General features: G+C 61.3%; 20 protein-coding genes and 1 pseudogene. 12 read left to right on the top strand and 9 right to left on the bottom strand.

What is annotated here, in order from left to right:
- Positions 1–17: 17 nt before the first annotated feature.
- From tssE to tssB, 8 genes are all read right to left on the bottom strand, one after another.
- A complete protein-coding gene (gene tssE / locus LDO29_RS23735; RefSeq protein WP_224082189.1) occupies positions 18–449 on the bottom strand; it encodes a type VI secretion system baseplate subunit TssE in 432 nt (143 codons plus the stop codon).
- On the bottom strand, positions 449–3,154 hold the full coding sequence (gene tssH / locus LDO29_RS23730; protein ID WP_224082188.1) for a type VI secretion system ATPase TssH: 2,706 nt from the start codon (positions 3,152–3,154) through the stop codon (positions 449–451). The genes tssE and tssH overlap by 1 nt, the downstream gene beginning before the upstream one ends.
- Positions 3,155–3,253: 99 nt before the next feature.
- Positions 3,254–3,739 carry an Hcp family type VI secretion system effector gene (locus LDO29_RS23725; protein WP_224082187.1) on the bottom strand — a complete coding sequence of 162 codons (486 nt, stop codon included), beginning with the start codon at positions 3,737–3,739 and terminating at the stop codon, positions 3,254–3,256.
- A gap of 6 nt (positions 3,740–3,745) precedes the next feature.
- The gene (locus tag LDO29_RS23720) at positions 3,746–5,479 is read right to left on the bottom strand and encodes an OmpA family protein (protein WP_224082186.1); all 1,734 of its coding nucleotides are present in this window, start codon (positions 5,477–5,479) and stop codon (positions 3,746–3,748) included.
- Between the two features lie 10 nt (positions 5,480–5,489).
- Positions 5,490–6,125, bottom strand: a complete 636-nt coding sequence (locus tag LDO29_RS23715) for a DotU family type IV/VI secretion system protein (protein WP_224082185.1) — start codon at positions 6,123–6,125, stop codon at positions 5,490–5,492.
- Positions 6,126–6,136: 11 nt separating this feature from the next.
- Positions 6,137–7,483 (bottom strand): type VI secretion system baseplate subunit TssK, encoded by a 1,347-nt coding sequence (gene tssK / locus LDO29_RS23710; protein WP_224082184.1) that lies wholly within the window; start codon positions 7,481–7,483, stop codon positions 6,137–6,139.
- A gap of 119 nt (positions 7,484–7,602) precedes the next feature.
- Entirely contained in the window at positions 7,603–9,150 is a 1,548-nt protein-coding gene (gene tssC, locus LDO29_RS23705; RefSeq protein ID WP_224082183.1) for a type VI secretion system contractile sheath large subunit, read from the bottom strand.
- Between the two features lie 22 nt (positions 9,151–9,172).
- On the bottom strand, positions 9,173–9,688 hold the full coding sequence (gene tssB / locus LDO29_RS23700; RefSeq protein WP_224082182.1) for a type VI secretion system contractile sheath small subunit: 516 nt from the start codon (positions 9,686–9,688) through the stop codon (positions 9,173–9,175).
- Between the two features lie 280 nt (positions 9,689–9,968).
- Between tssB and LDO29_RS23695 the strand changes: the two genes are divergently transcribed.
- From LDO29_RS23695 to LDO29_RS23680, 4 genes are read left to right on the top strand one after another with little or no spacing between them, the layout of a single operon-like run.
- Positions 9,969–12,296 (top strand): type VI secretion system Vgr family protein, encoded by a 2,328-nt coding sequence (locus LDO29_RS23695; RefSeq protein ID WP_224082181.1) that lies wholly within the window; start codon positions 9,969–9,971, stop codon positions 12,294–12,296.
- Between the two features lie 3 nt (positions 12,297–12,299).
- A complete protein-coding gene (locus LDO29_RS23690) occupies positions 12,300–14,666 on the top strand; it encodes a lysozyme family protein (RefSeq protein WP_224082180.1) in 2,367 nt (788 codons plus the stop codon).
- 6 nt (positions 14,667–14,672) lie between these two features.
- Positions 14,673–15,098: a hypothetical protein gene (locus LDO29_RS23685; RefSeq protein WP_224082179.1), complete on the top strand. Its 426-nt coding sequence runs from the start codon at positions 14,673–14,675 to the stop codon at positions 15,096–15,098.
- Between the two features lie 13 nt (positions 15,099–15,111).
- Positions 15,112–15,219, top strand: coding sequence for a PAAR domain-containing protein (locus LDO29_RS23680; RefSeq protein WP_224082178.1), 108 nt, complete (start codon positions 15,112–15,114; stop codon positions 15,217–15,219).
- 20 nt (positions 15,220–15,239) lie between these two features.
- On the opposite strand, the gene LDO29_RS23675 is transcribed toward LDO29_RS23680, so the two are convergent.
- Positions 15,240–16,234, bottom strand: a protein-coding gene (locus tag LDO29_RS23675) for an IS630 family transposase (protein ID WP_224082177.1) whose coding sequence is annotated in 2 segments (ribosomal slippage) — positions 15,240–15,769 and positions 15,769–16,234 — 996 coding nt in all. Because the reading frame shifts where the segments join, the coding sequence is not laid out codon by codon here.
- A gap of 243 nt (positions 16,235–16,477) precedes the next feature.
- Between LDO29_RS23675 and LDO29_RS23670 the strand changes: the two genes are divergently transcribed.
- From LDO29_RS23670 to LDO29_RS23635, 8 genes and pseudogenes are all read left to right on the top strand, one after another.
- Entirely contained in the window at positions 16,478–16,945 is a 468-nt protein-coding gene (locus tag LDO29_RS23670) for an XAC2610-related protein (protein ID WP_224082176.1), read from the top strand.
- A 2-nt stretch (positions 16,946–16,947) separates the two neighbouring features.
- The gene (locus tag LDO29_RS23665) at positions 16,948–17,238 is read left to right on the top strand and encodes a PAAR domain-containing protein (RefSeq protein WP_224082175.1); all 291 of its coding nucleotides are present in this window, start codon (positions 16,948–16,950) and stop codon (positions 17,236–17,238) included.
- A gap of 266 nt (positions 17,239–17,504) precedes the next feature.
- Positions 17,505–17,903 (top strand): hypothetical protein, encoded by a 399-nt coding sequence (locus tag LDO29_RS23660; protein ID WP_224082174.1) that lies wholly within the window; start codon positions 17,505–17,507, stop codon positions 17,901–17,903.
- Between the two features lie 13 nt (positions 17,904–17,916).
- The gene (locus LDO29_RS23655; protein ID WP_224082173.1) at positions 17,917–18,177 is read left to right on the top strand and encodes a PAAR domain-containing protein; all 261 of its coding nucleotides are present in this window, start codon (positions 17,917–17,919) and stop codon (positions 18,175–18,177) included.
- A 2-nt stretch (positions 18,178–18,179) separates the two neighbouring features.
- Positions 18,180–19,469, top strand: a complete 1,290-nt coding sequence (locus LDO29_RS23650; RefSeq protein ID WP_224082172.1) for a hypothetical protein — start codon at positions 18,180–18,182, stop codon at positions 19,467–19,469.
- The gene (locus LDO29_RS23645) at positions 19,450–23,118 is read left to right on the top strand and encodes an ImcF-related family protein (RefSeq protein WP_224082171.1); all 3,669 of its coding nucleotides are present in this window, start codon (positions 19,450–19,452) and stop codon (positions 23,116–23,118) included. Before LDO29_RS23650 ends, LDO29_RS23645 begins: the two co-directional genes overlap by 20 nt.
- Positions 23,108–24,688 (top strand): type VI secretion system protein TssA, encoded by a 1,581-nt coding sequence (gene tssA, locus LDO29_RS23640; protein WP_224082170.1) that lies wholly within the window; start codon positions 23,108–23,110, stop codon positions 24,686–24,688. Before LDO29_RS23645 ends, tssA begins: the two co-directional genes overlap by 11 nt.
- A gap of 23 nt (positions 24,689–24,711) precedes the next feature.
- Positions 24,712–25,281: pseudogene (locus LDO29_RS23635) on the top strand (type VI secretion system baseplate subunit TssF); the annotation flags it as partial.
- Between the last annotated feature and the right edge of the window lie 113 nt (positions 25,282–25,394).

The raw sequence follows: 25,394 nt of genomic DNA, 5'->3' as shown, positions 1-25,394 counted from the left end.
CCTTGGCAGGGGCTGCCTCAGTCGAGGTCATGCGTTGCCCTCAGCAGCTTGAGGCGCGTCTGTCCGTCGGGCGTGAAGTGTGTGCCGAACCGCACCAGCCCGGCCTGATGCAGGTGACAGGCCATGGTGAAACTGAGAAGCATGCCGGGCTCGGTCTCTTCGATCGTCAGGTCGATCGCCTTCAGCCTCGGCTCATAGCGCAGCAGCGTGGCTTCTATCTCTCGCTGAAGGGTATGCGCAGAGGCGGGCAAATGCCGGTAGATCCGGGATAGATCGCCGAGTCCATAGTCCGGCAGATGCGCGTGGCTGCCGCGGCGGCTGTTGAGAATGCGCTGGATATTGTCCTGTACCGACAGGAAGGTCTGCGTCGCCGTGTCGAATTCGTCGATTGCGACGCCATTCGCAAAGAATCCCGTCACCGCCTCAAAGAGTCCCGGCCCGCCACGCATCACGCGCCCTCGGTTGCCGCTGACTCTTCGAAGCCCAGCCCGATGCCGTCGGCCTCGGAGAATGACAGATGGATCGACTTCGGCGTCTGCTTGTCGGTCATGCGCACCAACAACTCGCGTGACAGCACGGGCAGGATCTGCTGGTCGAGCAGGCTGTCGATATTGCGGGCACCGGAATCAGGCAGCAGGCAGGCGCGCACCAGCTCGCCCACCAATGTATCGTCGCACCGCAGTGGCACACCGAAGCGGCGCGCGATCCGGTCGGCCACCTTGGCCAACTTGATTCGCACAATCATGGCCATGGCTTCGCCCGACAGCGGGCGGTACACGACGGTCTGGAAGCGCGCCAGCAGTGCCGGCTGGAAATGATCGACCAGCAGCGGACGGATCGCTTCCATCAGGGAGCCGCTCGCAAGTTCGATGCCGGCCTCCGCCGCGGCGTCGGTTGCCGCGAGAAGTTGCTCGCTTCCGAGATTCGAAGTCATCAGGATCACGGTATTGCGGAAGTCGATTACCCGGCCTTCGCCATCCCGCATGATGCCGCGATCGAACACCTGGTAGAACAGGTTCAGCACGTCGCGATGGGCCTTCTCGACTTCATCGAGGAGGACAATGCTGTAAGGGCGCTGGCGCACGGCTTCGGTCAGCACGCCACCTTCCCCGTAACCGACATACCCCGGTGGCGATCCCTTCAGTTGCGAGACGGTGTGGGCTTCCTGGTATTCCGACAGGTTGATGGTGATGAGCGAGCGTTCGCCGCCGAACATCAGGTTGGCCAGCGCGCGTGCCGTTTCCGTCTTGCCAACCCCGGAAGGCCCGACGAGGAGGAATACCCCCAGCGGCGCATCCTCGGATTTGAGGCCTGCCTTGGCGGCTCGCAAGCTCTTGCCGAGCGCAGCCAGCGCTTCGTCCTGGCCGACCACGATCTTACCCAGACGGGCCTCCAGCTCCAGCAAATTGGCCAGTTCGCTGGAAAGCAGGCTGTCGACCGGCACACCCGTCCAATCAGCGATGACCTGGGCAATGGTTGCTTCGTCCACCTCCACGTGGAGCAGCGCGGCCTGGCCACGCCTCATCAATGCCTCGTGGGTCGCCTGGATTGACAGTTGCAAATCGCGGCGCACCGATTTTTCGGCCGCAGCGTGCCATTGCGCGCGCAGCGCGATCAGCTTCTCGGCGGCATCCTTCTGTTCGGTGAAAGCATGCTCGAACTGTTCGAGTTCGCTGGCGAGCGCGGCCAGCCGGGTATCGATGGCCTCCAGCCGTTCGCCGGCGTTGGCGCCCGTGGCCCCCTGGTCCTGCAGCAAGGCCGTGCGTTCGACCTCCAGCGCCGCACGTTCCGCCGCACGAACGGCGATAGCGACGGGCGTGGCCTCCAGACTCATGCGCACGCGGGCGGCGGCGGTATCGAGCAGGTCGACCGCCTTGTCCGGCAGCTGGCGCCCGGTCAGATATCGCCGTGACAGCCGCACGGCGGCGCCCACGGCAACATCGGTAATGTGCACGCCGTGGTGCTGCGCGTAGCGCTCCTTCAAGCCCCGCAGCATCAGGCAGGCGTTGTCATCATCGGGCTCGTCGACCTTCACCATCTGAAAGCGGCGCTCCAGCGCGGCGTCGCGCTCGAAGTACTGCTTGTATTCAGACCAGGTTGTTGCCGCGATCGTGCGTAGCTCGCCTCGCGCCAGTGCTGGCTTGAGCAGGTTGGCCGCGTCGGTGCCGCCGGCAGTGTTGCCCGCACCGATCAGGGTATGGGCCTCATCGATGAAGAGCAGAATCGGCGTCGGGGACAACTGCACAGCCTCGATGACATGCTTAAGGCGCTGCTCGAATTCTCCCTTGACGCCGGCACCGGCCTGCAAGAGGCCCAGGTCCAGCGTCAGCACGCTGACATCCCGGATGATCGCGGGGACATCTCCTTCGGCGATCTTGAGCGCCAGTCCCTCGACCAGTGCGGTCTTCCCTACCCCGGGCTCGCCGACTAGGATCGGATTGTTCTTGCGGCGGCGCGCCAGGATGTCGACCATCTGCCGAATCTCGATGTCGCGGCCAAAGACGGGATCGATTTTGCCATCGCGCGCCTTTTGGGTGATGTCCGTAGTAAAGCGTGCCAGCGCGGACGCGTCCGCTTGGCCCGGCACAGGCCTTGCGGCGGGAGATGTGGGCGGCGACGATTGCGGAACAGGAGTCGGTGCATTGACATCGCCCGCAATGGGGGTGGCCGCTTCGACCGAAATCTTGTCCAGTTCGTGCATCAGGCGCTCGATCTGCGTGGCCGACATGGAGAGGAGCGGCCAGGCATCGGGCGCCCGCAGCAAGTGCGGCGATTCGGCCAGGGCTGCCAGCAGGTGTGCGGAGCGGATCGACTTGGACTCTCCGGGCGCCGTGGCTTCGAGGGACGCCTGCATCCACGCGGCTTCGAGCCACTGGCCGACGCGCTGCGACAGCCCAGGTTTGCCACGCAGGTCGTGCGGGAGCCGGTCGATCGCGGCCAGCAGCCCGTTCCAGATGCCATCCACGTCCAGCGCATAGCGACGCAGAATCGCCAGCAGGTCGCCGTCGCCGAGTTCCAGCAGCTTGATCAGCCAGTGCTCGACCTCGATGTCCCGATGGGCGCGCGTCTCGCAGAGGCTGGCGGCGTCGGCGAGGGCCTGGGCGCAGTGGTCGTTCAGACGACGCAGGAATGGGGAGAGATCACGGGCTGTCATGGCAAAGAGGCAAGTGGTACGCGGAAAAAAGAAGCGCGCGGACCATCACAAACGTCCGTGCGGTTGACAGGCCGGCACCAGGGACCGGCCGGGCGCGTATTACGAGCGCTCGTTCCAGCTGTCGGCGTGGATGATGTTGCCGTCCTTGTACGACCAGGTGATTTTCTCGTAGCGCAGCTCGATGTCCTCGAGGTGGTTGTGCTTCTCGTAGGCCGGGTTCTTGATGTCCAGCATCTTGGGCGTGACGCCAACCACCTTCACGTTCTCGAGCTTGGTGTTGAAGTACTCCTTCTCCTTGCCGGCGTCATCGATCTTGTACCACTTGATCTCGACCGACTTCAGGGTCTGGCCGCTGGTAACCGCCTTATACAGGTATGGGGTGGAGGCGTCGGTTTCCTTGCAAAACACGATCGGCTTGTGCACGCGCGTACCGGTCAGCTTGCCGGTGTTGGAGTCGGTCGGGATGTTGACGGCATGATCGAAGGCGACTACCTCGACGCTGCCTTCGCGGCCGGATACGGTGACCGAGCCCTTGATATCGGCACCGCCATCGTCCTTGATCCACATGTATGCGGGAATTGCCATTTCTTCTTACTCCTTCTGCTGGAATGAACAGGCCGAATAGCCCGAGGTTTTCCGATCTTCACGATGATCATCGCGACAATCGGGGACGAGCGTGATCTCGACACGGCGGTTCGCGGCGCGTCCCACTTCCGTGTCGTTGGCAGCCTTGGGACGGGTGTCGCCGTAGCCTTGAATGGCAAAGTGAGTCAGCGGCAGACCTGCGGCATCGGCCAGCCAGTCACGGACCGACGCCGCTCGGGCCTCGGAGAGTCTGAGGTTGCCACCCGGGTCGCCAGTGGTGTCGGTGTGGCCGGCCACCAGCACGCGCTTGTCCGGATGCGCCTTGATCATGTCAAGCGCGCCGATCAAGACCCGATTCGAGCCGGGATTCAGGGCGGCGCTGCCGCTTCGGAAGAGAGACAGGCTATCGAGCTCGATGGTCGAGGGCGGCGGTGCCGGGGGCTGATACGCTGCGATCAGCGCATTGAGCGGAGCGAGCAACGGGGCTCCGCGATAGAGGCCCAGCCCGAGACGCGGCGGTACGCCGGCGCTGGCATATCGATTGAGTTCGTCGCGATCGCGCTTGATGGCCTGCAGCGCATCGATCCGGGCGGCGTCATGCTCCGGACCGATGGCGCGATAGCGCGCCATGTCGTGGAGGATGCGGGTCACGAGCGCGCGGTTCTGCCAGGCGGATGCCGCGCAGGCTGCACAAAATGCCAGCGCCAGCCAGGCAAAGGCGTGTGCCAATGCACGCGGGAATACGCGCCGCACGGGCTGCAGTGCGACGCCCCGGACCAGCGGATCTGGCAGTGGGTAGAGGGCAAGAGCACGACGGCTACCCCTGGCGATTCGGGTCAGCGCGGTGGCCTGCTCAGTGAAGCGCGCGAGCAGCGAATCCGCAGCGGGCATACCCGCGATAAGGGTGACACCGAAGGCCGCCATATGCACCGGACGGCTATACCGGAAGCCATCGCGGTGGTCATCGAGGAGGGGAGGCAGCACCGCGCCAGTTGCCCACTGCGCCAGCGCGTCGAGGCGGGCGGCACGGTGCGCTCGGAGCTGGCGGTCGGCGGGCACGGCAGCGTGGGCGTATTGCAGGGCACGTGAGGCGACCAGCGAGGCCTGTGCATCGCCGAGCAGGCTATCGGTGCCAGAGGCGCCAAACCATGGGCAGTCGTCCGGTGCTCCGTTGGCTTCCTCCGCATACACGGCGATGCAAACCGGCAAGGCGTAACCCAGCGCGCGGCTGGCCTCGCCGATGGCCGAGCGCCAGCGCCGGAGACCGGCATTCAGCATACCGGCATCGTTGACCTCATCGGCGCCGACCAGACAGGCGACGGCATCAGGGCCCTGACCCTCGCGCCAGCGCTTGAGCGCGTCTGCCACGTTTGCCAGCCGGGTCGGGTCGTCGACCCGGACCCAAATCGCGGTGTCGGTGATCCGGACCAGCGCTTCGCCGAATGCCTTCGCCGGGGCGCCGACCGCATCGCCCACAGCTAGCACCAATGGCGTATTGCGTCGGATATCGCCCGGCAGCGCATCGAGCGTTGCCTTGATGGCCTGCAGTACCGGTTGCGCGGCACGCCGACGTGTGCGCAGCAATCGGGTGATCATAAGGATCGCTATCAGCGTCAATGCGATCGAGAAGGCGGCAAGCAGCAGGTTCCACGTTGCCTGCCAGGGCGAGCTGAATGCCAGCCAGGCCAAGGTGAGTGCCGCGATCCAACCAACGAGCATGCGGTAGGGGTAGTCGGTCACGAAACGCCTCTCAGCCCGCGAGCTTGGCGATCGAAGCCGACAGCCATCGATCCAGCGCGAAGTAGAAGAGGCCTGCGCCAATGCAGGCGATTGCCACCCAGGCAAGCGGCGACAGATCGCGCCAGCGGGGCATCTTGCCTCCTGTCACCAGCACTGGGCCGGAGGACTCGCGCCAGCCGGCGCGATCCAGGCGTTCATCAATCGCTTGCATGAGCGCCGTGCGCGCTGCAGCGCCCGCGAGGGCATAACGGCCCTGAAAGCCCAGCCCGAGGATGGCGTGGAAGACGGCAAGCAGCGGCAGCACCGGTTGCGGCTCAGCCAGGCGGCGCTCGATGCGTGCGATCAGCGCGTCCCCGGCGTTATGGCTCTGGAACTGTGCCACCTGCAGGGGCTCGCGTTCCCAGGCATTGCGATCAGCTCCCTGCAGCTGACCCAGTGCAACTTCATCGAGCAAGGCGCATTGGGCATAGGCGGCATCCTCGACCACATCGGCCGGCTGGCCGAGCGCCGTGAGTTCTTCACGCAGGCGAGCCACTTGTTTGAGGCACCTGGCTCGGAATGCCTCGAAGCCAAGGGCTGGCCTGGCAGCGTCGGCGAGTTCCGTGACAGTCAGGGCCGTATCGCGCAGGGCCAGTGGGAGCATCATGGCGGAGCGTCTCATGCTGGCAATACCGCGAAAAGTTCGAGCGACACGTCCGGCAGCGAGGCCGGGACGTAGAACTGACAGGCCCGCGCCTTCAGCATGCGCTGAAAGGCCGGGTGGGCGCTGTCGAGCGCAAAATATTGATTCTCGATCCGCACAGGGATGGCGGCAGGCAGGCGCGACATGGTGCGCAGCGGAATACCGGGCAGGGCGGAGTTGACAATCTGTTCCACCTCATCCGGCGCCCCCGCCTTGCACAGGCGTGGCAACTGCTCGAGCAGTACATGGGCGGGCAGTCCTGCCTGCACCGACAAGTAGTAATCGGCCCCTTCGACCAGGCGCTCGTCGAGAATTTTGCCGACCCATGCCGTAGGCCGGGTGCGCTCCAGCGCCACCGGGACCACGCGCGAAGGGATCACCGTGTCGAGCAGGGTGCGGATCAGCGACTCCAGCTCCGCGAACACGGGTTCGGGTGCAAGGTGGTCATAGGCTGGAATGGCCTGCAGCGTATCCGTGGTGGAGAAGGTCAGGAGCGAGCCGGCCAGCCGGGCCAGCACGGCATAGAGCCGTTCGGGATGCTGCTGCGGTGCGGCGCACAGACGCGCCAGTTCCGGCCAGCTGCTGTTCACGCTGTGCAGCAGCCAGAACAGCGCCACATCGGCCACCGCGTAGTCGGCGATCTGGTCGGAGCGCTCTCGCCGACGCACAGCCAGACTCGCGCTCTTGGCGGCGAGGATCTCCGACAGCCGGTTCATACGCTCGGTGAGCCGCACGTTCGCCGACAGGAAGAGGCAGGGCGGCACAAAGGCAGGGTCAAGCTCGAACCGTCCCTGGGGGCTGCGTACCAGCCGGGCAATGGGGCAGGTCACGTAGTCGCCATGTGCCTCGAAGTCGAACAGGAGCGCCAGTGCGTGCCGCTCGACGCTGATCTCTTCCTTGCCTTCCCCATGCAGGTCGGCGACCTCCAGGTATTCCCGCACGAACCGCCGCGGCCGCGCTGGCCGCTCGCCGGCCTCGACGCAATTGCCGCCCTGAGCGTCAACGAGGGCCAGACCGATCAGCACGACGACAGTCTCTTGCTGGGCCGGCACGTCGCGCAGATCGCGGGCGGGCGGCGTCAAGTCAGCCGTTTCAGTATCAACGACGGTGCCATCAGGCAGCCGCACGGCCAGCGCGTTCACAGCCAGCCGGGAGATGGACAGGGCTTGCTGGTCGAGCCCGACGCGCACCACTCCCCACGGGGCGGGACTTGCCATGCGCGCGACATGCTCGTCGGCATACCGATCCCACAACGTCTGTTGCTGAAAATGCTGCGGGGTCATGAAAATACCCTGCGCCCACAGCGGTCTTTTTATCTTCATCGTGCTCGGCTAATACGCGGAAAACGTGTTTCCGCATGGGAGACGCCGCACGATGGCTGTGCATGCCAGCATGCGGCGGAATAGTCTCGGGTCAACGTGTCAGGAACGGCCATAGTCGTTCAATTCTTCGCCTTGGGCATCTGCGACACAAGCGACAGATTGATGTCCATGCCTTCGATCTGGAAGTGCGGCACGATAAAAAGCTTGATGCGGAAGAAGCCGGGGTTGTCCTCGATATCTTCAACAAGCACCTTGGCCTCGCGCAACGGATGGGAGGACTGCAGTTCGTCGCCCGGATCAGTCATCTCGGTGACGAGTGTCTTGATCCACGTATTGAGCTCCAGTTCCAGCAAGCGACGATCCTTGGTGGTGCCAATGTTCTCGCGCTGAATGAGCTTCAGGTAGTGAGCAATCCGCGACAGCAGGAAGATGTACGGCAGGCGCGCATTGACGCGGCTGTTGGCGGTGGCTTCCCTAGTGTCATACAGTGCCGGCTTCTGGGCCGAATGCGCGGAGAAGAAGCACGCGAAGTCGTGGTTCTTGTAGTACGACAACGGGATGAAGCCGAGATTGGCGAATTCGAATTCACGCGTTTCCGGGATCAACACCTCGGTCGGAATCTTGGCCTGGTTGCCAGTGCCGAGGTCGTACAGGTGGATCGGCAGGTCCTCGACCAGACCGCCTGCCTGCGGGCCGCGAATCTGTACGCACCAGCCGTTCTTGATAAAGCTTCGCACCATGTTCGCGGCGAACGCGAACGAGGCATTGGCCCACAGATAGCGGTTGTGATCCGGGCCCTTGACGGCTTCGGTGTAGTTGAAAGCGCGCACCGGAACGGTATCCGGGCCATAAGGCAGGCGCGCCAGGAAGCTGGGCAGCGTCAGGCCAATATATCGCGCGTCGTCCGAATCGCGGAAGCTCTTCCACTTCAGGTACTCGGCGCGATCGAAGTAATTGCCGATGTCGCGAATGCTGGCGACTTCCTCCATCGAGTCCTTGCCAAAGAATGCTGGCGAGACGGAGCCAATAAACGGCATGTGCGCGGCCGCTGACACCTTGGAAATGTTGCGCAGCAGGGCAATGTCCTGGGGGCTGCGGTCAAAGGCGTAATTCGAGATGATCGAGCCGATCGGCTCGCCACCCGGCGTGTCGTATTCCTGGATATAGGTATGCAGGTAGAGGCCGCTCTGGATGACCTCGGGTGTGTCCTCGAAGTCCTGGCGCAGGGCATCCTTCGACACATCCAACACTTCGATCTTGACGTTCTTGCGGAAATCGGTGCGATCGACGAGGAACTTGAGGCCGCGCCAGGCCGATTCGATCTGCTGGAACGTCTCGTTGTGCATGATCGCATCCAACTGGCGACTGATCTGCTGATCGAGGTGTTCGATATGAAAGTCGAGCAAGCTCTTGTCGAGGCGGTCCACCTGCTGCGATGAATCCTGGATCATTTTCAGGAAGACGTTCATCGCCTGGGCGACTCGCTCATCCAGCGACGATTCGGACAGCGCGTCGGCGCTCTGGAACGACTCGACTGGTCGAGTCGTCCTGACCGGCGTCAGGTTGATTTTTTCGCACAGAGATTCATAGACACTCTTGCCTGGCGCGTCCAGGGCAACGGTGTCGGTTTCGCTAAGCGTGCGAGCGGCGATTTCATGTTTGGACATGGAGTTCTCTCCTCAAGGGGGATTACTGGGCGGACGGAGATGCCGGGGCGGCCTCGCCGATCTTCTGCAGATCAGCGCGAAGCTGTTCTGACAGGCCCGGGTCCTTGAGGATCTTTTCGAGTTCGCGGCGGAACATCGCGTTGTCGAGCAGGTTCGACTTCAGGTCGCGCAGCAGATTGCGCGCCGCCATCAGTGCGCGCAGTTCGGGCACCTTGCCGGCCACGACTTCGGGCTTGAAGTCGTCCATCGACTTGAAGTCGAGATCGACCGGCAGTTCTGTGCCATTACCAACGAGGGTGTTCTCCACTGCGATCTTCGCCTTCGGGTTGAAGTCGGCGAGCACGGAATTGAAGTTGTTCTTGTTGATCGACACCTTCTCGCGCTCGGCGAGAGCCCGCGTCTCCTGACCATTGCTGTAGTCGCCCATCACCAGCAACTTGAGCGGCAGCTCGACCTTCTTCTGGGCGCCGCCGGTATGCAGGTCAAGCTTGATATTGACGCGTGTCTTGGGCACTTCGTTCTGGAAACTCTCAGCCATTCTCGAATCCTTTATTCGTGAATCTAACGATTGTTAATTCTTCAACAACGATCGGTGCGGTGCTTGTTCTTGATTAGTAACACGGCGTCCATGGAGAAAAAATAGGACGATTTCGAATTCGCACCGAGTGTTGTCATAGATCGTTAAATTGTATGAATGCGGATCCCAAGGGGTTCCCGCCGTAAGCGAAATTGCTTACCGTGCGACGCGCATGGCGATACATCGAGCCATGCATTTTCACTGCCGCAGGTTTGATTGCGCTGAAGACGGAGTCCTTAGGATGGTGGATCTGGTGGAGGGGTTGAAGACTTACGGCGGCACGCTGCTCAAGGGACTGACCGGTCAGCAGGCATATTTCCTGGAGGTGCCTGGCACCGCGAGTGCGGCGGCGCTGTCGGTGGTTTCGTTCGAAGCCGTGGAGCGCATGGGTGAGCCCTACACCGTTACCATCCAGCTGACGGATCCGTTCGAGCTGGATCGTGCCGACTTTCTGGGCAAGGCAGCCACCTTCCTGATTGACACCTCCGACGGCACGGAGCCGCGCAAGTTCGCTGGCTGCATCACGCGCTTCAGCAAAACCAGGCGGACTCACGATTTTTGCGGCTATGAGATCGTGGTGCAGCCGCTCGTGGCGCGGCTGCAGCTCACGCGTGCCAGCCGCGTCTACCAGCAGCAGACCGGCCCGCAGATCATTGAAGCAATCCTGCGCCGTCATGGCCTGCAGGGACACCAGTTCGCCTTCAGACTTCGCCGAACATATCCACAGCACAAGTTCCGGCTTCAGCATCAGTTGTCTGATTGGTCATATATCCGCTTGCTGATGGAGCAGGAGGGCTTGTACTGCTATTTCATGCCCGGAAAATTCGGCGAGATGGTGGTGTTCGGCGACGACATCGACCACTACGTCTACCAGCCGGAACTGCGGGTGCCATACCGGGAGACAGCCGGGCTGGAATCCGGCCAGGAAGCCGTGTTCTCGCTCGAGACTCACGCCAGGACCGTGCCGGAATCGTTCCGGGTCGCGGACTTCAATCCTGACCTGGCCTGGGAGCGTCCCACCGGCGAGGCAAATGTCGCGCGCAAGGAGAAGACCACCTACGGGCAGTCCTATGTCTACGGCACGCATCACCTGGACTTCGATGGAGCCAGGTGGGAGGCGCAACTGCGCCATGAGGCCAAGTTTGCTGACCAGTTGATCTTTGCTGGCGAGAGCAATGTGCTGGAACTGCGCCCGGCACGCATCCTGCGCGTGGACATGGCGCTGCCCGACGCGCCAAACGGGCAGGTGATTACCGAGGTCACTCACAGCGGCGCGCGCGATGCGGCCTACCGGAATACCTTCAAGGCCATTCCCTCGGACCGGCGCTACCGGCTGCCGATGGACGAAGACAACTGGCCGAGGATCCACGGCACGCTGAGTGCCCGGGTCACCTCACCGGGCCAGTACAAGTACGCCTACCTGACGCAGCACGGGCACTACACGGTCCGCTTCGATGTGGATTTCGACGAATGGCCCAACGGCGGCGAGAGCGTGCCGCTGGCGCTGGCCAAGCCGTTTGCGGGGGCGTTGCAGACGGGCTTCCACTTCCCGCTGATCGACGGTACTTACGTGGATGTGGCCTTTCGCGATGGCAATCCCAACAAGCCGTATATCGCAAGCGTGCAGCACAACAGCCAGCACTCGGACCTGATCACGAATCAGGACCGGTGGCTGTCGCGCAATGTCATTCGCACACAGAGCAATAACAAGCTGCGGTTTGAGGATTGGGAGGGGCAGGAGGGGATCAAGCTGTCCACGGAGTATGGGGGCAAGACCCAACTCAACCTGGGCTATTTGGTTGACCACCAGAAGAAGCCACGCGGCGAAGGGTTCGAGCTGCGCACCGATCTCAAGGGCACCATGCGTGGCGGCGCGGGCCTGCTGCTCACGGCATGGACGCAAGCCCAGGCTAACGGCCAGCAGCTTGACATGACTGCGGCCATGAATGAAATGCGCTCGATCCTGGCCCAGGCACAGGGATTGACGAACGCGGCCGGTCAATCGAAGGCGGAAATCGCGGACCTCAAGGCCGAGAATGAATGGCTGCGCAGTAATCTGAATGAACTCAAGCAGGCGGTCATCGCGCTGGTCGCTCCCCATGGCATCGCCATCACCACGCCGGATCGCGTGTCGGTCGCAGCCGGGCGGGATGTCAATGTTGCCACGAAGGCAGGGTGCAACGTCAGCGCCCTGGCGAAAATCGCCATCGCCGCCGGCGACGCACTATCGCTGTTCGCCTCAAGACTTGGCATCAAGCTGTTCGCGGCCAAAGGCAAGGTCGAAATCCAGGCGCAAAGCGACGCGCTGGATATGTTTGCCGACAAGCAGGTACAGATCGCCAGCGCCAGCGAGGACGTGCTGATCAATGCCGCCAAGAAGGCCGTCATCGGCGGCAGCGGCGCCTATCTCGTCTTCGACAATCACGGCGCCACCTTCCATTGCCCAGGGGCTTTCAAGGTCAAGGCCGCGTCCTTTACCTTCGAAGGGCCGGATGGGCAGACCTATGCCTTGCCAACCCTGCCGACAAGCCGCCTGCAATTCAGCGAGCAATACCCATCTTCCCACTGAATCATGATCATCAGTCCGCCTTTCCTGCCTTCCAACGGCTTGACCTCCAGCGATCCGGCCTGCATCGATCCAATGATGGATGCCGTTGACAAGTTCGAACTGCCCCACCACGGTGTCTATCCCATCGCGTTTGATCGCCGCTGGCATTGCGGCGCGCATCTGCAACCCAAGCACCAGAACGATGCCGTGCGCGCCATCGCGGATGGTGAAGTCGTGGCCTATCGCGTGGCTCAGAAGGCCATCACCGATGGACACAATGGCACCGATGCCCTGAACTCGAATACCGGCTTTGTGCTGCTCAAGCACATGACTGACACGGGAGATGGCCGTACCATCACCTTCTACTCGCTGTATATGCACCTGTTGGATCTCAACAGCATTCGAGAGAGGATCGGTCCGTTGCCGAGCAATCCGCCGGAGGTCGGATCATCGACCGCGCTGCCAAAATGGCTCGCCTATCCGACTGACGGCGTGCAAGCACCCAAGAACCTGAAGGTCTATCGTAAGGACATCCTCGGCTATCCTGGGAAATGCCACGGCCAGCAGCATCTGCATTTCGAGATTTTCATGACCGAGGGTGACTTCGCGGCCTGGTTCGAGCAGGCCGGTCACGCGGTCCAGCTTGGCAACAAGACTCCCACCACACCGGCGTCCAAGGACTACTGGGGGCACAGCTATTTCGTGATCCCCGGCGGTCAGGCATTTGTTAGCGCGCCGCCCGAGGCCATCGGTCCCACAGCCAATTACTTCCCCGCGCTCCAGGCCGGCACGCTTGATAAGGACAGCAAGCTATACGTGGAAGCGTATTTTCATAAGGGCCAACGCTATACGCATTCCTGGATCGAAAAAAGCGGAGCCGCGACACCCTTGAACTCCAAGCCTGAGCGGGACATCTGCAAGGATTACGAGTACGACTTGTACGCACGCGCCACTGCGCTGTACCCGCAATGCCCCAGCGACGGTTACGAGATGCTCCGGTTTGGCCGCATCCTGAATGACACCCCTACGCTGTCAGCGGCAGCCCAAAAGACGTGGGTGGCGGTGACCTTCGAGGCGGGCAAGCAGGGGTACATCGACATCAGCCAAAGCACGATCCAGAAGCTGTCCGACGCAGACTTTCCGCATTTTTGCGGCTGGCAAAAAATCGAGGAAGGCAACACGCCGCTCAGCCAGGACGGCCTGTGCGACTACGATGCGCTGCGCAACCTTGTCAAGGTCGTCGAGGACCTGGAAACGCCAGCCGAGCGCCTGCGTTCGGAATGGGAGCAGGAAGACAAGCTCGCTGACTATATCCAGACCCACGCCGAGGTGCGGGAGAGGCTAAAGGGCTTCATCTGCCATGCCCCGAGCGAATGGGATGCAAGCGGCAACGAGGCGCGCTTCAAGCGTCTGAATGACCCGGATGGATTCTTCGGCAAACGCAAGGAAACCGATCCAAATGGGTATGACAATTTCCTCAAGTTCCACACGCAACTCCAGTTTCTGGAACAGACCACGCTCGGCGGCGGCAAGAAGTTCTGGTTTTTTCATCCACTCGCGTTTATTCGGCATTTCAGAAAGTGCGGATGGCTCCACTCAGATGAAATGGCACAATGTTTTCCGAGGAAACTTCTTCATTTAAAGCTCACACAATTCCAGCCATCCGGAACGTCGTGGGCTATTGCAGCCTCACGCTCTAAAAATTGGGCAAGATCCTTCAATGAAGGAGCAAGAAAATATGGTCTATCAAACCAAAAACAACGCTTACTTCATTTCTTCTCACACGTAATTCCGGAAACCGGAAATCTCAGCCTCGTTAAGGAAGTTGGCGGTGAAGATAGAAGCTACAGCCCCTACTATGGGAGAGGCCTCATTCAACTCACTCACCTTGAAAATTACAAGAAATATGGAGATTTTAGGCGATTATCGAGCAGCAATCCCGCTGCTGCTTTCCAAGAGCTTGGTTGGGACCCTAACGAAATTATTGCGAAGGATAATGATGGGCATCACAGCTATGTCAATTGCGTAGACAGTGCTGGATTCTATGTTGCAAAGAAAAATAATATGCTTTCCCACCTCGATTCCGGAACCAGTCAGCAGGATGCCATAACGGTGAGCAAAGATGTGAATGGATATGTTTCTATAGAAAATCTCAATGGTCTTGACCTTCGACTGCAGTCAGTGATCTACCTGAGAAGCATACTTCTTGATGAGATTTTTGATGGAGGGAGTGTCTCAATAACCTTTGATTGGCGTAGAAATAGTCAAAAGGAGCCAGTACTGGATGCTCAGGGTCATCCTGTGCTGACTGGGAATCCACCACGTCAAAAGAAGAAATTCTATATCGCGACACACCATATTAATGTGTCGCTTGATAGGCAGAGGCCGTGAGTAAATATGAAGAAAATTTCTATTTCAATTATTATTCTTTCGCTGTCGTCGCCAGTTTTTTGTCAAGTCAAAACTGATATTTATTGCTTTAGATCTACTGCTAGCATCTCAAGGGATTTTGAGCTCCGTATGTATTATGATTATGGCGTAAAATGGGAGGGTGGGGTGGTTAAATATCGGGGCTCAAAAATTCCGATAACGCTAGTCTTGAAGGAAAATGAGATCGAGAAACTAAGTGATTATGCACCATACCAACAAACGCGGACTTGGCTTGAGGTTTATGGGGGAAAAATTGCTGGGGAATATGAAATGATGAGTCAAGGTGCAAATATATATTCAATGACTTACACAAGCAGTAAGAATCACAAAAAAACTGGATTTATTTTTGATCCAAATATCAGCTCATCGCCAGAATCTGGTTGTCAATGGTAAAAACGTAAATTTCATGAAATGGCTCATCTTCCTCGGTGACACTCCAAAAAATGGCGGGAAGATCACCGCTGGCTCACCGACCATGAACTTCATGGGCCACTCTTCCGCATCGGATTATTGATCTTTCCGTAAATCATGACATCACCACAACGTTGCCTGAACCCAGCACGCGGCGATGATCGAAGGCCGGTGTTGAGCGCTTTTGAGCTTGTTGCGGGTGACGGTATGCAACTCATTGAGGTTGTCGGGGCAGAAGTTCGCAATCGCATGACGCTTGAGCCATGCCCACAGGTACTCGACGGGATTGAGATCGGGGCAGTACGGTGGCAGGAAGGTCATATGAATATGTCCATCGAGAGAATCCAGATATTCGCGGACCATCGTCGCGCGATGGGGCCTGGCACCATCCCAGATGATCAGCAACGGCTGCTTCAGATGCGCTTTGAGCGCCTTGAGAAACTCGACCACCTGTTCTTTCTTGACGCTGCCTTCGTACAGCCGAAACAGGTAGTTCGTGCGACTGAGGCCGGCAATTGCCGACACATGGTTCCAGTTGAAATGAAACTGGATGATCGGTGTTTGCCCCTTGGGCGCCCAGGTACGCACACGTGTGGGGCGCTCGCTGATGCCGGTCTCGTCGATAAAGACAATCAATCGGCCGTCACGTTGGGCTTTTTTTTAAGCGCAGGCCAGGTGTGGCGCTTCCAGTGGCGTACCGCGTCTTCGTCTCGCTCGATCGCGCGACGATCTGGCTTCTGCGCGCTGAAACCCAACGCCCCAAGAATGCGCCAGATCTGCGTTTGGCTGAACTCGACGCCATACGTGCGCTTGATGAGCGAACCGACGCGCTTGAGTGTCCATAGCTCGGTACCAAAGCCATGTGCAGTCAGGCTTTGCAGCAACGCCCCGCGCAATTCGGCCAATTGCTCCGGCTCAAGCTTGGCTGGGCGGCCTCGACCTGGCACAGCCCGTAGCGCATCAATTCCGCCTTCATCGAGCAGAGCCTTCCACGTGTACACCGTTTGTCGAGCTACCCCCATGGCCAATGCTACCTCGGCTGGTCGCTTGCCAGCTAACAGCATCCGACCAGCTCGCAAGCGCTTCTTCGTTGCTTCGTCTAACGGCTTCTTCGGCACGGCGCGCATCTCCATTCAACCCGTTAGAGATAAAACGCGTCAGCCTTGAATCCGTTGTCATGTTTTTTGTAAATCTCAATAGTCAATCGATTGGTCAGGATGGGGGTATTGCGAAATCAGGTAATACAGTGCGCTTGTATTGTAGCGATTAACTCATGACGCGAGCGGAAAATATTCTAAGACAATTGAATCACCCGCACCTAGGGTGGGGTCGCGCCTAACATGGAAAAAGCGAGCTGAAGTATGCAAAAAATACTCTCGTTCTTGGCACTGGCTCTGGTAATTTGCTCCTGCAACGCACAAGTAAGCGGATCAATTGGGTTTGTCCCGATCAAGGGGGTCAGTGCAGCCATCAGAATTCACGATAAATCCATTTTAATTGGTGCGTGTAGTGCAAAAATGTGCAATCACGATGCCATGGAGCTTGATGTGGATAACACCGACTCTGTGAGTGTGGCGATCGAAGATTATAATTTTGATGGTGCGGCCGATTTTTCAGTGGAGTATTTGGATGAGGGGAAGGGTACTTACACAATTCACCGAGTATTCCTGTATTCTACAAAAACCATGAGATTTAAAGAGTATTTCCCTAGGTGTGGTAGTGAATTTATTAACCTGAAAATCGATAAAAACAGGAGGTCCTTGATAAGCACATATTTCGATGAAAATGTGGCGAAACAATGTGTTTCACACTTACCGAAAAATCCGTAAGCATGAAATCTCCCATCCGCCTCGGTGAGGCATTGGAAGAAGGTGGGCAAGTCACCACTGCCTCACCGACCATGACCTTCATGTGCCGCCCCCTCGCTCGCAAGGACGATGCTGCCCTCTGCGAGAAGCATGGCCCCACCACCCTCGCTGAGGGCGCCGAAGGATCTCGTGATCAGGGCAGACGCCCCCGTTGCGATACACCCCCACCGCTGCGCGTGCTGCTGTCGTTTAATTTCATCACTCTAGAACGTCCATATCGCCTGAGCATGCCGATCGATTTGTCCCCCGGCTGAGAAGGCGGGCCCATATCCGGCGCACGGCCCGCGCTTTCTGCCTTGGCTCGGCATCTGGATCGTGTGCGCTGTCTTGGGCGCTGCCCGCGCTGTGCTGCTGTGGCCCAAAGGCGTGCCGGCACGCGGGAGCCTGTTCTGGTCGTTGGCGGGAAACCCAATGCGCATACAAAACCTTAGGGGGGCACGATTTGAAGTGCTATCTAATTTTTATAGGATTTCTTTTTTGGTCAGTTGTCACAAAAGCCGAATCGATTAACTCCTGCGACGTGGTTTTTGCAGCCGAAATTATCAAGCAATGGATATTAAGTGTAAAAAAGAACAATAGGGGGATGTGGAAAACAAAAATCAACCACAACATCATTGGCGGAGTATTTGATCTTAATAATTCGTTATTTGTTATATACGGTCTGCCCGATGCAGTAGATCTGGCGAATCCACAGGCGATGCGCCTGTCAATATACGCCTTGAACCGCTCTCCAAGGAAAATAATGAGCAGGACGTACGGAGGTGGAGTGTTTGAGGTTTCGATCAGTCAAAATCACGATTTTGTATTAGTCAATGGACGGTTTGATTTGGATCTTATAAACAATAAAACAAAAATGGTGAAATCATTTAATTTGTTATCGGAGCCAGATTTTGAAAAGCAAGAGTGCGTGCGGAAATAAATAAGGACGAACCATGAAATCACCCATCCGCCTCGGTGATGCCCTGGAAAACGGCGGGCAAGTCACCACTGCCTCACCGACCATGACCTTCATGGGCCGCCCGCTCGCCCGTAAGGGAGACGCCGCCCTGTGCGCCCGCCATGGCCCAACCACGATTGCCGAAGGCAACGAAGGATTTCGTGATCAGGGCGGAAGCCCCGTTGCGATGCACCACCACCGCTGCGCGTGCGGCTGCCGTTTGATTTCATCGCTCCAGAACGTCCATATCGCCTGAGCATGCCGATTGATTTGTCCCCGGCTGGCGAGGCGAGCCCATATCCGGCGCACGGCCCGCGCTTTCTGCCTTGGCTCGGCATCTGGATCGTGTGCACCGTCGTGGGCGCCGCCCTCGCTGTGCTGCTGTGGCCAAAAGGCGTGCCGGCAGGCGGAGGCCTGTTCTGGTGGCGCGCGGTCGGCATTCCGAATGGCTTCTTCCTGATTCTGCTTGGCATCGCGCGTGTCGGCTATGAAGTGCAGTGGTATCACGCCCATCACCGGAATACGCACCGGCAGCAGTGGATCGACACACGCGTGCGCGAAGCGCAGCGCCCACTGCAGGTGCTGGGGATTGGCTATTGCCTGCCCCTTCAAGGACACGGAGATCTGGCCAGCGCCCTGCAAACACTCAAGCCGCTGGTTGAGGAGCGAGCGCCGAGGAATGGCGCAGGACTGGTCGTGCATAGCCGGTTCGATGACGAGTCGCTATCGGTCGTCCCGCTGGCAGGCACAGCACCGGCCGAGGAAGCCCCGGATGCACCGGTGCAGCCAGAGCAGGAAACGGAGACAGTGTCCACGCTGGTCCTGAAAATGGTCGAGGCACTGCATCCGTTGGCCCCCAGCCTGCGAGCGCTGTCGCAGTATGAGCAGACTCATGCCCCGGCCGTGCGCGTGCTGGCCCGGCCCGAGCTGACGACTGTCCGTCTGGCCCAGGCTCAGGAGGCACTGCGCCGCGTCGGATTGCCCTTCCTCGATTGCCAGGCCCTCCCCGCGTCCGAGGCGCTGACGCTCGCCGATACCTGGCTGGACTTGCGCGAATGGCGACCGCTACTGGTGCTGGCCGCCGAATGGCACGAGGCAACCCCTCCGGTCAACAGCGCCGAGGGGTGCGTCGCCGTGCTGCTCAACCCCGGCTGCTTTCAGTTGCCCGAATCGGTACAGGCCCTGGGCGTCCTTCATCGCCCGCTTGCCGGCGACACCGGCGCATTGAGCGCGCTGCTCGCCAACGCGATCCAATGGGGAAAGACCGAGCCCGCAGCCGTGCAGCGAGCATGGATCACCGGCCTCGATAGCGGGCAGGACATGGGGCTGCTCGCCGCGCTCAAAGCAGCCTCGCTCCCGCACCTCGGCGAAATGGACAAGCAATGCCGTCCAGATCGCATCATTGGCGATGCCGGTGTGATCAACCCGTGGCTGTCAGTTGCGGCGGCCATCACATCCCGCGAAACCGGTTCCCATCTCATCCTTGACCGTGACCAGGTTGCGGTCCTTCACGTCTTCCCACCACCGCATGACGAATCCGAGCAATAACCTGAAGGCACTGGCGTCAGAGGCCTCCCTGTCGAAGCCTCCTGGCGCATTAGCACTGTGGGGCGGCCCCTTGGCCCTGACTATCGTGGGTGCGACGACCGCCCTCGTGGTTTGGTTCGATGGGGAGACCTTTGGGTTGATATCGCCCGATGTCAAGTTTTCCGTCCTGCTCTGGATTCCCCTTGTGGTCGTCCTTGCCATCCTCGTGTACCTGGTCGCCATACTGCTCGGCGCCGGCAAAGCCATTGCCCGGCTATTTGCCCGCGAGACCGGCGAGACACGCGCCCCCTCGGCCACGAAGCGCAAGCGCGACGCACGGTTGGAAGATTTATGCTGTGAGCTGCGTCGCCTGCTGGGCTGGCGCTGGCGCTATCGCATGCCGTGGCTGCTGCTGTGCGGCGATGAGGCCTGGATCAACGAGGTGGCTCCCGGCCTAAAGCAGGCTGGCGTATGGCGCTCGGACGCAGCCGTCCTCGTCCATGCCTCGCCCGATGGCATCGAGGCGGCCACTTGGCGCAAGCAACTCCGGAAGCTGCGCAGCCGTCCGGTCGATGCCATGGTGCAAGTCGTCCCGGCAGGCCTGGCGGCTGCGCCGGATACCGAGCGGTTGCGTGAACTGGCAGCGATCCAGGCCGAACTGGGCTGGGCTGCGCCGGTGACATTTCTCCACCCCGTCAGACTGAGCGGCGCTCACCCGGACGAATTTGCGGTCATTGGCGCTTTCCTGGCAGACTCCAATCGGAAATGGGGCGCCACGGCTGACGCCTTGCAGGACGGGCTGGTATCGCTTGAGGCCCGCACTGCCGTCTTGGGTGTGGAACACTGTACAGAGCCCGAGCCGATGCCCTTCGTCGGAAAAATTTCCGCCTACATCGGCGAGCATCGCGCGAGCATCTTGAAACGGTGGGCGGCGTGGCAGGCATCGGCCTGGCGGCGTGCCCCGCTGGCCGGCGTCATGTTCGCCCCCGTGTTCGCCACATCCGCGATGCCGGTTCCGGTCCCCGTCAAGGACGCCGCCGATGAAGTGGCCTGGCTGACCGCCGCCATCGGCGTGCCAGCAGCGCATCGGCATCATCCGGCCACGCTGCTGCCTACCTGGCGCGAGATTGGCAAGCGCGCCAAAGGCTATTGCGGCCGCCGTATCGGCTGGCACCCGGTCACGGTGTTCTCCGTTGTGGCGCTGACGGTTATAGGCCTGTGGAGTGCCGGAATGCTGGTATCCGGAATCCTGAATGGCCGGGACGTGCACGCCGCGCAACAGGCCGTGACCGACATCCAGTCAGCCCACAATGCGGCCGCCCGCCTGCGCGCTCTGCTCGCCCTCCAGCAGCAGCTCGAGCGCTTCGCGTACCGCACCGAGCACCACGCACCGCTGACGACTCGCTTCGGGCTGAATCAAGATCCTGCCATCCTCGACGCCTTGTGGAAGCCATACGCCCAGGCCAGCCGCCAACTGCTCATCACGCCCGTGCAGCAGGACCTGGAAGCATCCCTCGTGGATCTCGCACAAATGCGGACCGACTCGCTGGACGAGCAAGCCAGCCGCTGGGCGCTGGGCGGTCACCAGAAACTCAAGACGTATTTGATGCTGGCCCACCCCGAGCGCGCCGACTCCGCCTTCCTGACCCCGCAGTTGGTACAGCACTGGTCCACCGACGCGCGGATCACGCCGGGCGAGCAGCAGGATCTGGCCGAACGCTTGCTCAAGTTCTACGCGCAGCACTTGAAGACTAGTCCGGACTGGCGCATCGAGCCCCGGCCCGAACTAGTGGCCGGCGCGCGCCAGACCTTGCTGGCGGTGATCGGGGAGCGCAACGCCGAGGATACGATCTATCAGGGCGTCCTCAACGCCTTCGGCGACACAGGCAGCAACAAGTACCCGGACCAGAACCTAGTATCGCTCACGGCCGGCACCGATCCCCGTGGGCTAGTGCGTACTGCGGCGACCGTGCCCGGCGTCTTCACCCGCCAGGCCTACGAGGGCTATGTCGCGCCCGCGATCGAGGCGGCGGCAAAGCGGACGGAAATCGCCAATGACTGGGTGCTGACCGACGGCAAGCCGCAGGGCGCTCAGCAGACGGCCAACCGCTCGGCCGAAGTCCTCCAGGCCGCGCTCACCGAACAGTACTTTGCCGACTACGCAGATCGCTGGCAGGCCTTCATGAACAGCCTGCAATGGGAGCCGGCGCCGACGCTGCCGGCCGCGATCGACCAGCTCAAGCTGATGGCCGACACGCGCCAGTCGCCGGTGATCGCGCTGATGAAATCGCTCGAATACCAGGGCGGCGCCGGTGCCCGCAAGGACTCCCTGTCCGACACCCTGGTGGCCAAGGCGCAGGATCTGCTTGGCAGGAAGGCGGCGGGTCCCGAGGCGATCAAGCCGGATATGGCGGGGCCGCTCGGCGCCGCCTTCGGCCCGGTGATGCGGCTGGTGGGGCACGGCCAGAGCGCCAGCATCCATCCGGGCGCCAATGGGGACCTTAGCCTGCAACGCTTCCTCGACCGTGCCACGGCGCTGCGCCTGCGCTTGCAGCAGGTCAGCAACAGCGCCGATGCCGACGCGCAGGCGCGGCAGATGGCGCAGGCGCTGTTCCAGGGCAAGGGCTCGGAGTTGGCCGATTCCCAATCTTATGCCCAGCTGATGGCCGCGAGCCTCGGCAGCCAATGGGCGGGCATGGGCGAGACGCTGTTCGTGCGACCGATCGCCCAGGCTACGCAGACCGTGTTGCAACCCGCAGAGGCGAGCCTGAACGACGCCTGGCGGCAGGGTATCGTGATGGCGTGGGGCCGTGCGTTCGCCGGGCGCTATCCGTTTGCCGACACGGCCAATGATGCCTCGCTGCCGGAGTTGGCGCGCTTCCTGCGGCCGCAGACCGGCCTGATCGGCGCGTTCCTTGGCACGCAACTGGCCGGCGTGCTGGAGTTGCAGGGCGATCAATGGGTGCCGGCGGCTACCGGCGGCCAGGCACTGGCCTTTGATCCGGCCTTCCTGAAGGCGGTCAACGCCCTGCAGCGCATCGCCGCCCACATGCTGGCGCAAGGCGAGCCGCAGTACCGCTTCGAGCTCAAGCCAATTCCCACGCCGGGCCTGACGGACACGCTGCTGACCCTCGATGGCCAGAAGCTGCACTACTACAACCAGCGCGAGACCTGGCAGATGATGACGTGGCCAGCCAGCAATACCCAGGACTTGGGCACCCGCCTGCAATGGCAGACCGAGAAGGCCGGCACGAACAAGAGCTACGAGTTCGGCGGCCGCTGGGGAATGGTGCGCATGCTGGAGCGAGCGCGGGTCGAGCCGCTGGACAGCGCCACCTACCAGTTGACCTGGCAGGCGATGCCGGACACGCGTGCGGACACCAGGGGGCCGACGGCCGGCAGCAACGATGGCCCGGCCGAGGGGCATGAGCAGGACCGCATCGATCCCGACAACCTGACCGTCCGGGCTCCAAAGCTGCCGCCACCGGCGGACGTGGTCTATCCACTGAGTTACCTGATGCGCACCGAAGTCGGCCAGGGGCCGCTGGAGATGTTGGCGCTGCGGGGCTTCGTGCTGCCGTCGCGCATCTTCGTGGGCCGGGAGCCGCAGGCCTTGGCGCGTGCCGCGGCGACCGCTCGCAAGTACGGGCAGGAGCAGCATGTTCAATAACCTCCTCAATGCGCTCTTTGGGTCCCGCGCGCCCGCGGATCTGGCCCGCTCCACGCAAGCCCGCTGGGAGGCGTGGCTGCAACCGATCCGCCCCGATGCTCCGGTCGGCGACGATCCCGGCTACGACGACGACTTCCTCGCCATCAAGGAGGAAGTCGCCAGGCTCTCGGATGTCAACGACACCTTGATCGTGGAGTCCGCCGAGCGGCTGCTCAAGGCGACCGCGAAGGACATGCGGCTGGCCGTCTACTATGTCTATGGCCGCATGCGGTGCGACGGTGCAGAAGGGATCGGCGACGGTTTCGAACTGCTGTCGGCACTGATCGACCGCTTTGGCGCGCAGTTGCTGCCCGCTCGTGCCGAGAGCCGCAAGGCCGCCCTCGAGTGGCTGGCCGGGGCGACCTTCACCGAACGGCTTGATCGGGTGCAAGGCCTCTCCGATGCGTCGCTCGAACGCACCTTGTCGGCGCTAGCGCTGATCCTGGAGCGCACCGCGCAGTGGCCGGAGGCGGCACGCCCGGCACTGGATGGGCTCTTCCGCCGCTTCGAGGCCCGGGTCGAGTCCCCATCGGCCACGGTGAGTACGGGCATGGTCGAACTATCAAGGCCCTCTCAATCCTCGGCCAGTTCGGCACTGCCGGCTGCCAGCGAGGTGGCCTCTACGCGTGACCTGCTCGACCGGGCGCGCCAGATGGCGCTTTTCCTGCGCGAGCAGCCTCAGGGCTATCTGTCTGCCTACCGCCTGATGCGCTGCGTGCGCTGGGATACCCTGACCGATGTGCCGCCGCATGAGGCGAGCGGCAAGACGCGCCTGGTGGCGCCGCGCACCGAGTTGCGCGCACAGCTAAAGCGCCTGCTGCAAAGGCAATGGCCGGAACTGCTCGACCGCGTCGAACAGGCCTTCGCCGAAGGGGCTAACCACTTCTGGCTGGACTTGCAGTACTACGCCTTCACCGGCCAGGACCAGGCAGGCGGCGAGTACACCCGCGTGCGTGACCTGCTGGCGACCGACTGTGCGCTGATGCTCGAGCGCCTGCCCGGCCTTGAACAATTGGCGTTCACGGACGGAACACCGTTCGCGGACGACACCACGCTGGAGTGGATCGCGCGTTATGCCACCGTGCGCGATATTGAACGCGGCGAGGCAGTAGCGCCGGTGTCGGTTGCGTCCGCCAGCACGGACTGGGCGGAAACCGAAGCCCAGGCAACGGATCTCGTCGCTCAGCAGAGCCTCGATGCTGCCTTCGCGTGGCTGCAAGTCTTGCCGGTTCAGGATGGCGAGCGCGACCGCTTCGTGCGGCAACTGGTGATGGCGCGTGTCGCCGAGCGGTCTGACCGGGCCGATACGGCCCTGCACCTGCTGTCCGCCCTCGATCAATCCGCCCAGCGTTTTCATCTGGCCGCCTGGGAGCCCTCGCTCGCGTTCGAAGCCAAGCAGCAACTGCTGCGATTGCTGAAGGCCCGCATGACCCGCAAGGATGCGGACAAGGCAGCACTGGCCCATCGCATCGAGGCGCTATTGGGCGAGCTGACCGCCATCGACCCGGCCCGCGCCGTGGCGCTCGTCTAGATGGCGAGCCAACTATCTGTCTCATGAACCATCCCACCCAAGACAACGAGATCCTGCGCTACTACGAGGCAGAAATGCGCTACCTGCGCGAGGCCGGCAAGGAGTTCGCCCAGGCCTTTCCGGACCGCGCCCGGATGCTCAACATCGACCGCATCGGTGAGCGCGATCCCCACGTTGAACGACTGTTCGAGGGCTTCGCCTTTCTGATGGGGCGGCTGCGCCATAAGCTCGACGACGAACTGCCGGAACTGACCGAAGGGTTGGTCAGCATGCTATGGCCGCACTACCTGCGCATGATTCCGTCGCTGTCGATCCTGGAATTGACTCCGAACATCGGTTCGCTACAGCGGCACGAGACGCTGCCGGCCGGGCTGGAAGTCACTTCCGATCCCATTGCGTTGGGTACCCAGCCGGCCGGCGGTGGCGATAGTGTGGAGTGCATCTACCGGACCACGCAACCGGTTGACCTGTACCCGCTGCGGCTGACCGAGGCCAATGCCTACGCCCGCGAGGACGGACGCTCGGTGATCCGGCTGCGGCTCGCGTTTCAAATACAGGGGCGCCGAGAGCGGTTGGCGGTGCCACGTCTGCGCTTCTAAACATAGCGACATAAGTATTGCAGCATGTATCAATGTATGATTGCGTGGTTACTCTTTCGGAGAGGCAGCCATGCGCAAGCTCGAAATTGCAGACGCGCAGATCATGC

The organism is Cupriavidus laharis, assembly GCF_914271435.1.
GTDB lineage: Bacteria > Pseudomonadota > Gammaproteobacteria > Burkholderiales > Burkholderiaceae > Cupriavidus > Cupriavidus laharis.
This window is presented reverse-complemented; position numbering and strand designations above follow the sequence as displayed.